Here is a 13,524-nt window from a genome sequence, read left to right on the forward strand (position 1 = left end):
AGTTTCGTGGCGCGCCGGGCGCCGCGCGGCCCCTATGATTCGTTCATGCGTTCGATCAGCGTCGCCGAGCGGCGCGCCCGGCTCACGCGGCGGCACCGCCTGGCCCCGGCGGCCCGCACCGACGACGTCGCGGAGATCGCCCGGTCGCTGGTGGTGCTGCACGCCACCGACCCGGCCACGGTGTTCCTGTCCGTCGCCGCCCGCTGCGTCACGGCCGGGCCGTCCGACGTCGAGCGCGCGCTGTACGACGACCGGACGCTGCTGCGGATGCTGGCGATGCGCCGGACGATGTTCGTCGTGCCCGTCGACCTCGTCCCGGCGCTGCAGGCGTCCACCGCCAACGCCCTCGCCGCCAAGCAGCGCCGCAGGTACGCGGCCCTGATCGAGCGCGGCAGCGACGTCGAGAACGTCGCCGAGTGGTTCCGGGAGGTCGAGGACGCGACGCACCGGGCGCTGCTGGAGCGCGGCGAGGCGACCGGCGCGCAGCTGAGCGCGGCCGTGCCGCTGCTGCGCACCCAGGTCGACCCGGCGCCCGGCAAGGCGTACTCGCGGCCGACGGGCGTGACGACGTGGGTGCTGGTGACGCTCGGTTGCGAGGGGCTGATCGTGCGCGGCCGCCCGAACGGCAGCTGGGTCAGCAGCCAGTACCGCTGGGCGCCGATCGAGACGTGGCTGCCCGGCGGCGTCGAGGACGTCCCGGCGGACGAGGCGCGGGCCGAGGTCGCCCGGCGGTGGCTGCGCGCCTTCGGCCCCGCGCCCGCCGCCGATCTCAAATGGTGGACGGGCTGGACGGCCGGGGAGGTCGGCCGGGCGCTCGCCCGCCTCGACACGGCCGAGGTCGACCTCGGCGGCACGACCGGCATCGTCCTCGCCGACGACCTGGACCCCACTCCCCCGCCGGAGCCCTGCGCCGCGCTCCTGCCCGCGCTGGACCCGACCCCCATGGGCTGGCAGGACCGCGGCTGGTTCCTCGGCGACCACGGCCCGCCGCTGTTCGACCGCAGCGGCAACATCGGCCCGTCCGTATGGTGGGACGGGCGGATCGTCGGCGGCTGGGCCCAGCGCAAGGACGGCGAGATCGCCGTCCGGCTGCTGGAGGACGCCGGCGCCGACGCCGAGGCCGCCGTCGCGCGGGAGGCCGAGCGGATCGCCGCCTGGTACGGCGACGTCCGCGCGACCCCCCGCTTCCGCACCCCTCTGGAGAAGGAGCTGACCGCCTGACCGCGGTCAGGCCCGCTTCAAGCGGGGCGCGCCGGCCGGCGGGAGGGCGGCGCGGGCGATGAGGCTCGCGAGGACCTGGGCCGTCTCGGGCGGGCCCGCGGCGAGCCGGCGCAGCACGGCGCGGTCGTAGTCGCCCAACTCGACCCCGTGGTCGGCGCAGGCGCGCAGGAGCAGGTCGAGATTGCGGGCCCGCATGACGCCGTGCTTGGCGTGCCCGGTGTAGATGTCACGGACCTCGGCGAACACGTCGGCCTCGGTGTCGTACGGGCCGCTGGCGGCGCCCGCCTTCGATGGCGCGGTCACCGTGCGCGGCCGAGCCGGTAGGCGGCGCCGTCGCGCCACAGCAGCCAGCCGCCCGCCGCGAGGACCGGTCCCTGCACGACCGTCCAGCGGATGCTGGACGGGTGCTCGCGCACGCTCTCCAGCGTCCTGGTGTCGATCACGCCGGAGGCGCCCCCGCTCGTGTAGGCGATCAGGTGGTCGCCCGCGGTGAGCCGCGTGCCGCCGGCCGCCTTCGTGCCGCCCCGCGCCGTCCCCACGTCGAGGGGGGTGACGGGCTTCCAGCCGTCGCGGGCGACGATGCGCAGCGTCCCGTCCACGAGTGAGGCGAAGTACTCCTTGTTGGCCGCCGCCTTCCACCCCTGGTCGGCGCCGGTGCCGGGGACGGCCCGGCGCTCGCCGCCCCTGCCGCCCTTGCCGGTGAGCTTCAGGGGGCGGACACCGGGCGGGAGCGGGTGCTCCCGGACGATCGCGTCGGTCCTGACGTCGATCTCGCGCAGGACGTCGTCGTTAGAGGTGTCCGCGACGAACAGCGTCGGGTACGCGAACGCCAGCGCCGACCCCAGCACGCCCTTGCCGTGGTTGTCGACGGTGTGGCCGGTGTCGCCGCAGCCGGTGGCGACGAACGGCTGGTTCATCGGGTCGTCGCCGACGACCGCGCCGCCGCCGGTGAGGACGGGATCGGCGGGCGTGGCGCCCTGCGGGCCGATGGCGCCGGTGCGTCCTGCGGAGGTGCGGCAGCTGAGCTTCCAGGAGCCCGGCGCGATCCAGGTGACGAAGCCGCTCCCCGCCGCCAGGCCGCCCTCGGCGCGGACGCCGAGCGGCTTGGGACGGCCGCCCTTCGGCCCGGCGGTGTGGACGCGGCCGTCGGCGGTGCGGCCGACGACGGAGCCGTCGGCGCCGAGCGCGTCCGGCGTGAACGTCGCGCCGCCCGGCAGGGCCGCGGGGATCGTGACGATGGTCGAGGGGTCCACCAGGTTCCCCGGCGAGCGGATGCCCGTCGCCGCGTTCGGGCCGTCCCGGTGCGACGCCTCGGGCAGGGCCGCCGGGAACGCCGCCGCGGCGGCGACGGCCACCAGGGCGGCCGCCGGCGCGGCCATCCGGCGCCGGGTCCGCGCCCGGCGGATCCGGCGGGCGTTCTCCGCGCGGGCGCCGGGGTGCGGGCGGACGGCGTCCGCCCGCGCGCCGAACGCGTCCTTCAGCCGTTCCTCGATGCCGTTCATTTCGCCTCCTCGTCCTTCAAGCGCCGGCCGAGCGCCGCGATGGCGCGGGCGGTGTGGGCCTTGACCGTGCCGAGGGCCTCGGCGGTGTCGCGCTCGCTCAGGTCCAGCCAGTAGCGCAGCACCAGCACCTCGCGCTGCCGGCCGGGCAGGTCCGCGACGGCCGCCAGCAGCGCGCGGACGTCCTCGTCGCGCACCACCTCGTGCTCGGCCGACCCGGCCTCGGCCGGCGGCGCGAGCTGCGCGTGCCGGCGCCGCGCCATCCGCAGGTGCCGCAGCCGGCTGCGGGACGCGTTGCACACGCTGGAGCGCAGGTAGGCCAGCGCGGCGTTCTGGTCGCGCAGGGTGCGGCGCTTGCGGTGCAGCCGGACGAACGCGTCCTGCACCACGTCCTCCGCGTCGTCGGCGCCGAGGAGGGTCGCGAGCCGGACCAGGCCCCAGAAGTGGGCGGTGAACAGTTCCTCGTACCCGTCGCCGGGACGCGTGAGCGGCACCGCGATGGCCCCTGTCGTCTGCTGCTGGTACGTCACGGAGCAGAGACGAACGTGCCGGAGGAAGGTTTACCACGCTCGGGCGTTTTTGTTCCCGGCGTCAAAAGGAACAAAGCGGAGACCATTTCCGGTCCGCCGCGCGCAGGGCCTCTGATCAGCCATGATGTGGACATGCCCGCAGATCGCATGCTCCCCTCGCCCGAGGCCGCAGACGTGGTCGCGCTCGCCCGCGACATCTCCCGCCGGGAACTGGCGCCGCGCGCCGCGCCCGCCGAGGAGGCCGGCGCGTTCCCCCGCGAGATCTTCCGGATGCTGGGCCGCGCCGGGCTGCTCGGCCTGCCCTACCCGCCGGACCTCGGCGGGGGCGGCCAGCCGTACGAGGTGTACCTGCAGGTGCTGGAGGAGATCGCGGCGGTGTGGGCGTCGGTCGCGGTCGGGGTGAGCGTGCACACCCTGTCGTGCTTCCCGCTGTTCGCCTGCGGCACCGACGTGCAGCGCAAGCAACTGCCGGAGCTGCTGGAGGGCGACCTGCTCGGCGGCTACGCGCTGGCCGAGGAGTTCACCGGGCCGGACGCGGCGGGGCTCAGCACGCTCGCGGTCCCGGACGGGGACGGCTACCGGATCACCGGCACCAAGACGTGGATCACGCACGGCGGCGAGGCGGACTTCTACGTGCTGTTCGCCCGCACGTCCGGCGGCCCCGGCGGCCTCACCTGCTTCCTCGTCGAGGGGCGGATGGACGGCCTGGCGTTCGGGCCGCCCGAGCGCAAGATGGCCCTCACCGCCTCCACCACCGCGCGGCTGCACTTCGAGGACGCGTGGGTGCCCGACGACTGGCGGATCGCCGACGAGGGCTGCGGGTTCCCGATCGCCGCGGCGGCGCTGGACGCGGGGCGGCTCGGCATCGCCGCGTGCGCGGTCGGGCTGGCGCAGGGCGCGCTGGACCACGCCGTCCGGTATGCGGCGGGGCGCGGCCAGTTCGGCCGCCCGGTCATCGCCAACCAGGGGATCGCGTTCCTGCTCGCCGACATGGCCGCGGCCGTGGAGACGGCGCGCGCCGGATACCTTGAGGCCGCCCGGCGCAAGGACCGCGGGCTGCCGTTCGCGCGGCAGGCGTCCATCGCCAAGCTGGCCGCGACCGACGCGGCGATGAAGGTGACGGCCGACGCGGTGCAGGTGCTGGGCGGCGACGGCTACACCCGCGACCATCCCGTGGAACGGTACATGCGGGAGGCCAAGGTGATGCAGATCTTCGAGGGCGCCAACCAGATCCAGCGGATGGTCATCGGCCGCCACCTCGCCCGCGACGCCGGATACGCCTGCTGATCCCCGCCGCCGGAGCGGAACGCCCAGGGAGTTCGGCGGGCCGCGGAGGTGTCGGCCGGGCGCGAGCGGTTACCTTACTAGGTAGTAGCAATCTTGGGAGGTCGCATGGCCCTCAGGGACCGACTGCCCGCGCCGCCGATCCGCGTCCGCCGCCCGCGCGCGCTCCCCCGGTACACGGTGGAGCGCGATCTGCCGGTGACCATGCCGGACGGCGTGACGCTGCTCGTCGACCGCTACGTCCCGGTGGGGACGCGGCGACCGCCGCCGACCATCCTGGTGCGCACCCCGTACGGGCGGCGCGGCCCCGCCGCGCTGGCGAACGGCCTGCTGTTCGTCCCGTTCGGGTTCCAGCTGGTCGTGCAGAGCGCGCGCGGGACGTTCGGGTCCGGCGGCGAGTTCGACCCGCTCGGCGGCGAGCGCGACGACGGCCTCGCCACCGTCGCGTGGCTGAAGGAGCAGCCGTGGTTCGGCGGCACGTTCGCCACCTACGGCGCCAGCTACCTCGGCTACTCCGCCTGGGCGATCGCCGCCGAGGCCGGCCCGGAGCTGAAGGCGATGTCGCTGCAGATCACCGCGTCGTCGTTCCGGGACGCCGCCTACGTCGGCGGCTCGTTCGCGCTGGAGTCCACGCTCACCTGGACCGACCTCACCCACCGGCAGCAGCAGCCGCTCGGCCTGCTGACGGCGACGCTGCTGTCGCGCCGCCGCGCGGTCCGCGCCGCCCGCTCCGGCCTCCCCCTGTCGGAGCTGGACGTGGCGACCGGCGGCGCGCAGATGCGCTTCTACCAGGACCTGCTCGCCAACCACGGCACGGACGCGGGCTACTGGGACGGCCGCGACTTCAGCGGCACCGTCGGCGGCGTCGAGGCGCCCGTCGCCCTGCTCGGCGGCTGGTACGACGTGTTCCTGCCCTGGGAGATCAAGGACTACCTGGCGCTGCGCGCCGCCGGGCACCGGCCGTACCTCACCATCGGCCCCTGGTGGCACACCGACGCCCGGCACGGGCTGGTGTCGTTCCGCGAGACGCTCGCGTGGTTCCGCGCGCACCTGCTCGGCGACCCGTCCGGGCTGCGCGCCGAACCCGTCCGGCTGTACGTCACCGGCGCCCGCGAGTGGCGGCACTACGGCGACTGGCCGCCGCCCGGCATGCGCCAGGACCGCTGGCACCTGCACCCCGGCGGCGGCCTCGGCGAGGACGGCCCCCGCCCGTCCGAGCCGAGCGCCTACCGGTTCGACCCGGCCCGCCCGACGCCCGCGCTCGGCGGCCCGACCCTGCTCGGCAGCTCCCGCCCCGTCGACAACCGGCCGCTGGAACGCCGCCCGGACGTGCTGGTGTTCACCTCGCCGCCGCTCACCGAGCCCCTCGAGGTGATCGGCCCGGTCGGCGCCGACCTGTTCGTCCGCTCCGACCGCGAGCACACCGACTTCGTCGTCCGGCTCTGCGACGTGGCCCCGGACGGGACGTCCCGCAACGTCTGCGAGGGCGGGCTGCGCCTCCCCGCGTTCGCCGAGAAACCGGTCGGCACGTCCGGCGTCCGCCGCATCGCGGTCGACCTGTGGCCCACGGGGCACCGCTTCGCGCGCGGCCACCGCGTCCGCGTGCACGTGACCAGCGGCGCCCATCCGAAGGTCGCCGCGAACCCCGGCACCGGCGAGCCGCTCGCCACCGCCCGCCGGATGGTCCAGGCGTCCCAGGAGGTCTTCCACGACCCCGACCACCCGTCCGCGATCATCCTCCCGATCGTGGACCGCTCCCCCGAGTCCGCCACCCCCGCCCCCGACGAGGATCCCGCCTAGGGCTTCACAGCCGGCCGGCGACCGCCTTGGCGAAGCGGGTGCCGCCGCCGGGGGCGTGTTCGAGGTAGAGGGCGGGTTCGGTCAGTTCCAGTTCGATGAGGAGCGGCTCGCCGTCGGGGCCGGGGATGAGGTCGACGCGGGCGTACAGCAGGTCGCGGCCGCCCGGGACGGCGGCGAGGACGCGGTGGGCCACGTCCAGTTCGGCGTCGGTCGCGGTGGCGGCGGTGACCCTGCCGCGGGTGTCGCCGAGGCCGGCGAGGCCCTCGACGCCCGCGCCGGGGTTGAGGACGCGCGACTTGCGGCCCGCGTGGCTGAACTCGCCGGCGCAGAACACCAGGGCGGTCTCGCCCGCGGTGTCGACGGCCTCCAGGTAGGGCTGGAGCATGACCGTCCGGCCGGCGTCGCGCAGGGACCGCAGGTGGGCGCGCGCGGCGTCCTCCTCGCCGCGCCTCCACCGCGCGGTGTCGCGGGAACCGGAGGACACCGACGGCTTGATCACGTACTCGGGCCAGTCGGGGATGTCGTCGGGGTCCCACCGGGTCGGGACGACGGGGACGCCCGCGGCCTCCAGGTCGCGCAGGTAGCGCTTGTCGGTGTTCCAGCGCAGCACGTCCGCCGGGTTGAGCACGCGCGGCAGGCTCTCCGCCCAGGCAAGGAACGCGTCCCGCCGGTCGGTGTAGTCCCAGGTGGAGCGGATGACGACCAGGTCGTAGCCCGGCCAGTCGACGGCCGGGTCGTCCCAGACGGCGATGTCGGCGGCGACGCCGAGGCCGGCGAGGGCGGCGGCGAGCATCCGCGCGTCGTCGCTGCCCTCGGGCAGCCGGGCGCAGGTGGCGAGGGCGCACCGGGGTGAAGCGGTCACGGGGGGTTCCTTCTCGCGGAGGGTCAGCGGACGGGGTTGCCCTCGGCGCGCAGCGCGTCCTTCACCTCGGAGATCTTCATCTCGCCGAAGTGGAAGACGCTGGCGGCGAGCACCGCGTCGGCGCCGGCGGCGACGGCCGGGGCGAAGTGCGCCACGGCGCCCGCGCCGCCGCTGGCGATGACGGGCACGGTGACGGCCTCCCGGACGCGGCGCAGCATCTCCAGGTCGAAGCCGGCCTTGGTGCCGTCGGCGTCCATCGAGTTCAGCAGGATCTCGCCGACGCCGAGCTCCTGGCCGCGGCGCGCCCACTCGACGGCGTCGATGCCGGTGCCCTTGCGGCCGCCGTGCGTGGTGACCTCGAACCCGGACTCGGTGCCGTCAGCGCGGCGCGCGTCCACCGACAGGACGATGCACTGCGAACCGAACCGGTGCGCGGCCTCCCGCAGGAACTCCGGCCGCGCGATCGCCGCGGTGTTCACCGACACCTTGTCGGCGCCGGCGCGCAGCAGCCGGTCGATGTCGTCGACGGTGCGGACGCCGCCGCCGACGGTCAGCGGGATGAACACCTGCTCGGCGGTGCGGCGCACCACGTCGTAGGTGGTGGAGCGGTCGGCGCTGGACGCGGTGATGTCCAGGAACGTCAGCTCGTCGGCGCCCTCGGCGTCGTAGCGGCGGGCCAGCTCGACGGGGTCGCCGGCGTCCCGCAGGTTCTGGAAGTTGACGCCCTTGACGACGCGCCCGGCGTCGACGTCCAGGCAGGGGATGACCCGTACGGCGACGGTCACTTCACGGCCTCCAGGGCCTCTTCCAGCGTGAACGCCTGCGCGTACAGCGCCTTCCCGACGATCGCGCCCTCCACGCCGTGCGACACGAGCTTGGCGAGTTCGCGCAGGTCGTCCAGGGACGAGACGCCGCCGGACGCCACGACGGGCTTGTCGGTGCGGGAGCAGACCTCGCGCAGCAGCTCGGTGTTCGGGCCGCGCAGCGTGCCGTCCTTGGTGACGTCGGTGACGACGTAGCGCGGGCAGCCGTCGGCCTCCAGGCGGGCGAGGACCTCCCACAGGTCGCCGCCCTCGCGCGTCCAGCCGCGCGCGGCGAGCGTCGTGCCGCGCACGTCCAGCCCCACCGCGATCTTGTCGCCGTGCGAGGCGATGATCTTGCGGCACCAGTCCGGGTCCTCCAGCGCGGCGGTGCCGATGTTCACCCGCGCGCAGCCGGTCGACAGCGCCGCCTCCAGCGACGCGTCGTCGCGGATGCCGCCCGACAGCTCCACCTTCACGTCCAGCCGCCCGGTCACCTCGGCGAGCAGCTCCCGGTTGGAGCCGCGCCCGAACGCCGCGTCCAGGTCGACCAGATGGATCCACTCCGCACCCGCGTCCTGCCAGGCCAGCGCGGCGTCGAGGGGGGCGCCGTAGGAGGTCTCGGTGCCGGCCTCGCCCTGCACCAGGCGGACCGCCCGGCCGTCGGCGACGTCAACGGCGGGAAGGAGCGTCAGAGTCATACGGAAACCCTATCGATACAGGTGGGCGCGGGCGTGCCGGCGCCGGCGCGGTCAGGAGAGGGTGGACAGCCAGTTGCGCAGGAGCCGCGCCCCCGCGTCGCCGGACTTCTCCGGGTGGAACTGGGTCGCGCACAGCGGGCCGTTCTCGACCGCCGCGACGAACCGGTCGCCGTGCTCGGCCCAGGTGACCAGCGGCGGCTCGATGGTGCCGGTCGGGTCGGGCGCCAGGTCCCAGCGGCGCGCCGCGTAGGAGTGGACGAAGTAGAACCGGGCGTCCGCGAGCCCCTCGAACAGGACGGAGCCGTCCGGGACGTCCACGGTGTTCCAGCCCATGTGCGGGACGACCGGCGCCTCCAGCCCGTCGACCGTGCCGGGCCACTCGTCGCAGCCCTCCGTCGTGACGCCGTGCTCGATGCCCTTGGAGAACAGGATCTGCATGCCGACGCAGATGCCGAGGACCGGCAGGCCCCCGGCGAGGCGGCGGCCGATGATCTGCTCGCCGCGCACCGAGCGCAGGCCCGCCATGCACGCGGCGAACGCGCCGACGCCCGGCACGACCAGGCCGTCGGCGGCGAGCGCGGCGTCCCAGTCGGCGGTGACGGTGACGTCCGCGCCCGCGCGGGCCACGGCGCGCTCGGCCGAGCGCAGGTTGCCCGACCCGTAGTCGAGCACGACGACGTTCGGGCTCACAGCCACATCACTCCCCCGGCGAACGCCAGCCCGGCCAGGCACAGCACGATCAGCGCGGCGCCCTTGAGGCCCTGCTTGAGGAAGCTGTAGACGCCGGTGAGCAGGAACAGCGCGACCGCGAAGACCGCGACGTTGAGGAAGGTGAAGTGCAGTCCGCCGATGTCCACGGCTACAGCGCTCCCTTGGTGGACGGGATGCCGTGCACCTTCGGGTCGAACGCGACCGCGTCGCGCAGCGCGCGCGCCAGCGCCTTGAACTGCGCCTCGACGATGTGGTGGGCGTTGCGCCCGTACGGGACGTGGACGTGCAGCGCCACCTGCGCGTTCGACACGAACGACTCGAAGATGTGCCGGGTCATCGTCGTGTCGTACTCGGGGCCGATCATCGGCGCCATGCCGTCCGGCTCCACGTGCACGAGGTAGGGGCGGCCGGACACGTCCACGGTGACCTGCGCGAGCGCCTCGTCCAGCGGGATGGAGGCGTCGGCGAAGCGGCGGATGCCGGCCTTGTCGCCGAGCGCCTCGCGGAACGCCTGGCCGAGCGCGATCGCGGTGTCCTCGATCGTGTGGTGGCTGTCGATGTGCAGGTCGCCGGCCGTCTTGACGGTCAGGTCGAACGACCCGTGCTTGCCGAGCTGCGCCAGCATGTGGTCGAAGAACCCCACGCCGGTCGCCACGTCGACCTCGCCGGTGCCGTCCAGGTCGATCTCCACGAGGACCCGCGTCTCCTTGGTCCCGCGCTCGACTCGTCCCTTGCGCGTCACAAGCTCTCCTTCAGTGCGGTGCGGAAGGCGGCCATCTCCCCGGGGGTGCCGACGCTCACCCGCAGCCACTCGGGCGGCCCGACCTCGCGGATCAGCACGCCGCGCTCCAGCAGCGCCTCCCAGACCCTCCGGCGGTCCGGGAACGTCCCGAACAGCACGAAGTTGGCGTCGGAGTCGGCCACCCGGAACCCCTCGGCGCGCAGCCACGCGACCAGGTCGTCGCGCTCCCGGCGCAGCGCCTCGACGCCGCCGAGCAGCTCCTCGCCGTGCGCGAGCGCGGTGCGCGCCACCGCCTGGGTGACGGCCGACAGGTGGTAGGGCAGCCGGACGAGCAGCAGCGCCTCGATCACGGCGGGGTCGGCGGCGAGGTAGCCGAGCCGGGTGCCCGCCATCGCGAACGCCTTGGACATCGTCCGGGTGACGATCAGCCGCGGGTTCCCGTCCAGCAGCGTCAGCGCCGACGGGGTGCCCGCGCGGCGGAACTCGGCGTAGGCCTCGTCGACGACGACCATGCCGGGCGCCGCCGCCAGGACGGCCTCGATCGCCGCCAGCGGCAGCGCGGTGCCGGTCGGGTTGTTCGGCGAGGTCAGGAACACGATGCCGGGCCGGTGCTCCCGCACGGCCGCGATCGCGCGGGCCGGCTCCAGGCCGAAGTCCTCGTCGCGGAACGCGTTGATCCAGCCGGTGCCGGACACCCCGGTGATGATCGGGTGCATCGAGTAGGACGGCTCGAAGCCGAGCGCGGTGCGTCCCGTCCCGCCGAACGCCTGCAGGATCTGCTGGATGATCTCGTTGGAGCCGTTCGCCGCCCACACCCGCCCGGCGGTGAGGCCGGCGCCGGGCGTGTCGGTGTTCAGGAACGCGGCGAGGTCCTCGCGGAGCGCGACGGCGTCGCGGTCGGGGTAGCGGTTCAGCGACCCGGCGACGTCCGTCACGGCCTCGCCGAGCGCCTTCACCAGCCGATCGGACGGCGGGTACGGGTTCTCGTTGGTGTTCAGCGCGTACGGGACGTCCAGCTGCGGCGCGCCATAGGGCTCCCGGCCGCGCAGGTCGTCCCGCAGCGGCAGGTCGTTCAGCGAAGTCACGAAGGGATCTCCCAGTCGAAGCGGGCCTTGAGCGCCGCGCCGTGCGCGGGCAGGTCCTCGGCCTCGGCGAGCGCGACGACGCGGCCGGTGGCCTCGGCGAGGGCGTCGCGGTCGTACTCCACGACGTGGACGCCGCGCAGGAACGACTGGACCGACAGCCCCGACGAATGGCACGCGCACCCGCCGGTCGGCAGGACGTGGTTGGACCCGGCGAGGTAGTCGCCGAGCGACACCGGCGCGTACGGGCCCACGAAGACCGCCCCGGCGTTGCGGACGCGGTCGGCTACGGCGGCCGCGTCGGCGGTCTGGATCTCCAGGTGCTCGGCGGCGTAGGCGTCCACGACCTTCAGGCCGTCGTCGATCCCGTCGACCAGCACGATGCCGGACTGCCGCCCGGCGAGCGCCTCGGTGATCCGCTCGGTGTGCCTGGTGCGGGCCACCTGCGCCTTCAGCTCCCGCTCGACCTCGTCGGCGAGCCGCACCGAGTCGGTCACCAGGACGGCGGCGGCGAGCGTGTCGTGCTCGGCCTGGCTGATCAGGTCGGCGGCGACGTCCACCGGGTCGGCGGTGTCGTCGGCGAGGATGGCGATCTCGGTCGGGCCGGCCTCGGCGTCGATGCCGATCACGCCCTTGAGCAGCCGCTTCGCGGCGGCGACGTACACGTTGCCGGGCCCGGTGACGAGGTCGGCGCGCGGGCACTCCTCGGTGCCGTAGGCGAACATCGCGATCGCCTGCGCGCCGCCCACCGCGTACACCTCCTCGACGCCGAGCAGCGCGCACGCCGCCAGGATCGTCGGGTGCGGCAGGCCGCCGAACTCCTTCTGCGCGGGCGAGGTCACGGCGAGCGACTCGACGCCCGCCTCCTGCGCCGGGACGACGTTCATGACCACGCTGGACGGGTAGACGGCGCGGCCGCCCGGCACGTACAGGCCGACGCGGCCGACCGGGATCCACCGCTCGGTGACGGTGCCGCCGGGCACGACCCGCGTGGTGGTGTCGGTGCGGCGCTGGTCGCGGTGCACGGCGCGGGCGCGGCGGATGCTCTCCTCCAGCGCCTCGCGCACGGCCGCGTCGAGCCCGGCGAGTGCCTGGTGGACGGCCCGGACCGGGACCCGGGCGCTCTCCAGCTCGACCCCGTCCAGGATCCGGGTGTGCTCCCGCACCGCCTGCGAGCCCCTATGGCGCACGTCCTCGCAGATCGGCCGCACCTTGTCCAGGGCGGCCTCGACGTCGAGTTCGGCGCGGGGCAGCACGGTGCGCAGGTCGCCGGGAAGCGAGCCGCGCAGGTCGATACGGGAAATCACCCGCCCAGTCTACGGAGTGGCTCCCGTCCCTCGCGCACCGTCTCAGGTGCCGAGACGCCCGTGTCGCCGCCCCGGAGGGCGCCGCCCGTCCCTGTCACCACAGGGGGCGACATGGGTCACAAGAGCCACATCGCTCAGACGCGCAGCGTCCCGTCCAGCACGGTGACCGCCTCGCCAGAAAGGATCACACGGTCGCCGCGCAGCTCCATCCGGACGTAGCCGCCGCGCTCGGACGCCTGATAGCCGGTCAGCTCCTCCAGGCCCATCCGCTCCGCCCAGAACGGGGCGAGCGCGCAGTGCGCCGACCCGGTGACGGGGTCCTCGCCGTCGCCGAGCAGGATCCGCGCGCCGAAGAAGCGGGACACGAAGTCGTGCTCGCGGTCGTGCTCGCGCTCGGCGAGCCGCGCCGTGACGACCACCCCGCGCGCGTCGATCCGCCCGAGCGCCGCCATGTCGGGCGCCAGCCGGTGCACCACGTCCTCGTCGGCGAGCTCGACGATCAGGTCGTTCTGGACGTTGCGTCCCGTCCACCCGATCTCGACGCCGCCGAGGGCCTCGGCCAGCCCGGCCGGCGGCGCGGTGAACTCGGGCGGGCAGGCGGGGAAGTCCATCGCCAGGGCGCCGCCGGCGTCGCGGGTGACGGTGAGGACGCCGCTCTTCAGCGTCCGGAAGCGGATCGGGCGGCCGGCGGGCACGGTCCCGGTGTCGTAGAGGGCGTGGGCGGCGGCCATCGTGGCGTGCCCGCAGAGCGCGACCTCGACGAGCGGGGTGAACCAGCGCAGCTCGAAGTCCGCGTCGGGGTCGTCGACCGGCCGGACGAACGCGGTCTCCGAGTGCTTCATCTCGGCCGCGACCCGCTGCATCCAGTCCGGGTCGGCGGCACCGTCCAGCAGGCAGACCCCGGCGGGGTTCCCGGTGAACGGGCGGTCGGCGAAGGCGTCCACGACGAGCATTCTCATGCCGCCGACGCTACCGGCGGCGCCCG

General features: G+C 74.8%; 15 protein-coding genes. 3 read left to right on the top strand and 12 right to left on the bottom strand.

Translation table 11 applies throughout. The features are described from left to right. Window positions 1-45 precede the first annotated feature (45 nt). Complete coding sequence (locus ACA514_RS20305) at window positions 46-1,221, top strand: winged helix DNA-binding domain-containing protein (protein WP_375042749.1); 1,176 nt, start codon at window positions 46-48, stop codon at window positions 1,219-1,221. Window positions 1,222-1,227: 6 nt separating this feature from the next. Here the strand turns inward: ACA514_RS20305 and ACA514_RS20310 are convergent, their stop codons facing one another. Genes ACA514_RS20310 through ACA514_RS20320 form a run of 3 tightly spaced genes read right to left on the bottom strand, consistent with a single transcriptional unit; the run spans window position 1,228 to window position 3,250 of the window. Then, window positions 1,228-1,524 carry a hypothetical protein gene (locus tag ACA514_RS20310; RefSeq protein WP_375042750.1) on the bottom strand — a complete coding sequence of 99 codons (297 nt, stop codon included), beginning with the start codon at window positions 1,522-1,524 and terminating at the stop codon, window positions 1,228-1,230. Further along, entirely contained in the window at window positions 1,521-2,723 is a 1,203-nt protein-coding gene (locus ACA514_RS20315) for a hypothetical protein (protein WP_375042751.1), read from the bottom strand. The genes ACA514_RS20310 and ACA514_RS20315 overlap by 4 nt, the downstream gene beginning before the upstream one ends. Beyond that, complete coding sequence (locus tag ACA514_RS20320) at window positions 2,720-3,250, bottom strand: RNA polymerase sigma factor (protein ID WP_375042752.1); 531 nt, start codon at window positions 3,248-3,250, stop codon at window positions 2,720-2,722. Before ACA514_RS20320 ends, ACA514_RS20315 begins: the two co-directional genes overlap by 4 nt. A 132-nt stretch (window positions 3,251-3,382) precedes the next feature. On the opposite strand from ACA514_RS20320, the gene ACA514_RS20325 reads away from it, so the two are divergent. Continuing rightward, window positions 3,383-4,537, top strand: a complete 1,155-nt coding sequence (locus ACA514_RS20325) for an acyl-CoA dehydrogenase family protein (protein WP_375042753.1) — start codon at window positions 3,383-3,385, stop codon at window positions 4,535-4,537. Window positions 4,538-4,642: 105 nt separating this feature from the next. Further along, on the top strand, window positions 4,643-6,334 hold the full coding sequence (locus ACA514_RS20330) for a CocE/NonD family hydrolase (protein ID WP_375042754.1): 1,692 nt from the start codon (window positions 4,643-4,645) through the stop codon (window positions 6,332-6,334). Window positions 6,335-6,338: 4 nt separating this feature from the next. Here ACA514_RS20330 and ACA514_RS20335 read toward each other — a convergent pair whose 3' ends face one another. From ACA514_RS20335 to ACA514_RS20375, 9 genes are all read right to left on the bottom strand, one after another. Further along, a complete protein-coding gene (locus ACA514_RS20335) occupies window positions 6,339-7,196 on the bottom strand; it encodes a RimK family alpha-L-glutamate ligase (RefSeq protein ID WP_375042755.1) in 858 nt (285 codons plus the stop codon). A 23-nt stretch (window positions 7,197-7,219) separates the two neighbouring features. Next, window positions 7,220-7,981: an imidazole glycerol phosphate synthase subunit HisF gene (gene hisF, locus ACA514_RS20340; protein WP_375042756.1), complete on the bottom strand. Its 762-nt coding sequence runs from the start codon at window positions 7,979-7,981 to the stop codon at window positions 7,220-7,222. After that, window positions 7,978-8,697: a bifunctional 1-(5-phosphoribosyl)-5-((5-phosphoribosylamino)methylideneamino)imidazole-4-carboxamide isomerase/phosphoribosylanthranilate isomerase PriA gene (gene priA, locus ACA514_RS20345; protein ID WP_375042757.1), complete on the bottom strand. Its 720-nt coding sequence runs from the start codon at window positions 8,695-8,697 to the stop codon at window positions 7,978-7,980. The genes hisF and priA overlap by 4 nt, the downstream gene beginning before the upstream one ends. A gap of 51 nt (window positions 8,698-8,748) precedes the next feature. Next, entirely contained in the window at window positions 8,749-9,387 is a 639-nt protein-coding gene (gene hisH, locus ACA514_RS20350; protein WP_375042758.1) for an imidazole glycerol phosphate synthase subunit HisH, read from the bottom strand. Further along, the gene (locus ACA514_RS20355) at window positions 9,384-9,554 is read right to left on the bottom strand and encodes a hypothetical protein (protein WP_375042759.1); all 171 of its coding nucleotides are present in this window, start codon (window positions 9,552-9,554) and stop codon (window positions 9,384-9,386) included. Before ACA514_RS20355 ends, hisH begins: the two co-directional genes overlap by 4 nt. 2 nt (window positions 9,555-9,556) lie before the next feature. Beyond that, entirely contained in the window at window positions 9,557-10,150 is a 594-nt protein-coding gene (gene hisB / locus ACA514_RS20360; protein WP_375042760.1) for an imidazoleglycerol-phosphate dehydratase HisB, read from the bottom strand. Further along, window positions 10,147-11,235, bottom strand: a complete 1,089-nt coding sequence (locus tag ACA514_RS20365) for a histidinol-phosphate transaminase (protein WP_375042761.1) — start codon at window positions 11,233-11,235, stop codon at window positions 10,147-10,149. The genes hisB and ACA514_RS20365 overlap by 4 nt, the downstream gene beginning before the upstream one ends. Further along, the gene (gene hisD, locus ACA514_RS20370) at window positions 11,232-12,539 is read right to left on the bottom strand and encodes a histidinol dehydrogenase (protein WP_375042762.1); all 1,308 of its coding nucleotides are present in this window, start codon (window positions 12,537-12,539) and stop codon (window positions 11,232-11,234) included. Before hisD ends, ACA514_RS20365 begins: the two co-directional genes overlap by 4 nt. Window positions 12,540-12,673: 134 nt before the next feature. After that, a complete protein-coding gene (locus ACA514_RS20375; RefSeq protein ID WP_375042763.1) occupies window positions 12,674-13,498 on the bottom strand; it encodes a PhzF family phenazine biosynthesis protein in 825 nt (274 codons plus the stop codon). Window positions 13,499-13,524 lie beyond the last annotated feature (26 nt).

This window comes from Actinomadura sp. NTSP31 (assembly GCF_041951385.1).
In the GTDB taxonomy this organism is placed as follows: domain Bacteria; phylum Actinomycetota; class Actinomycetes; order Streptosporangiales; family Streptosporangiaceae; genus Spirillospora; species Spirillospora napierensis.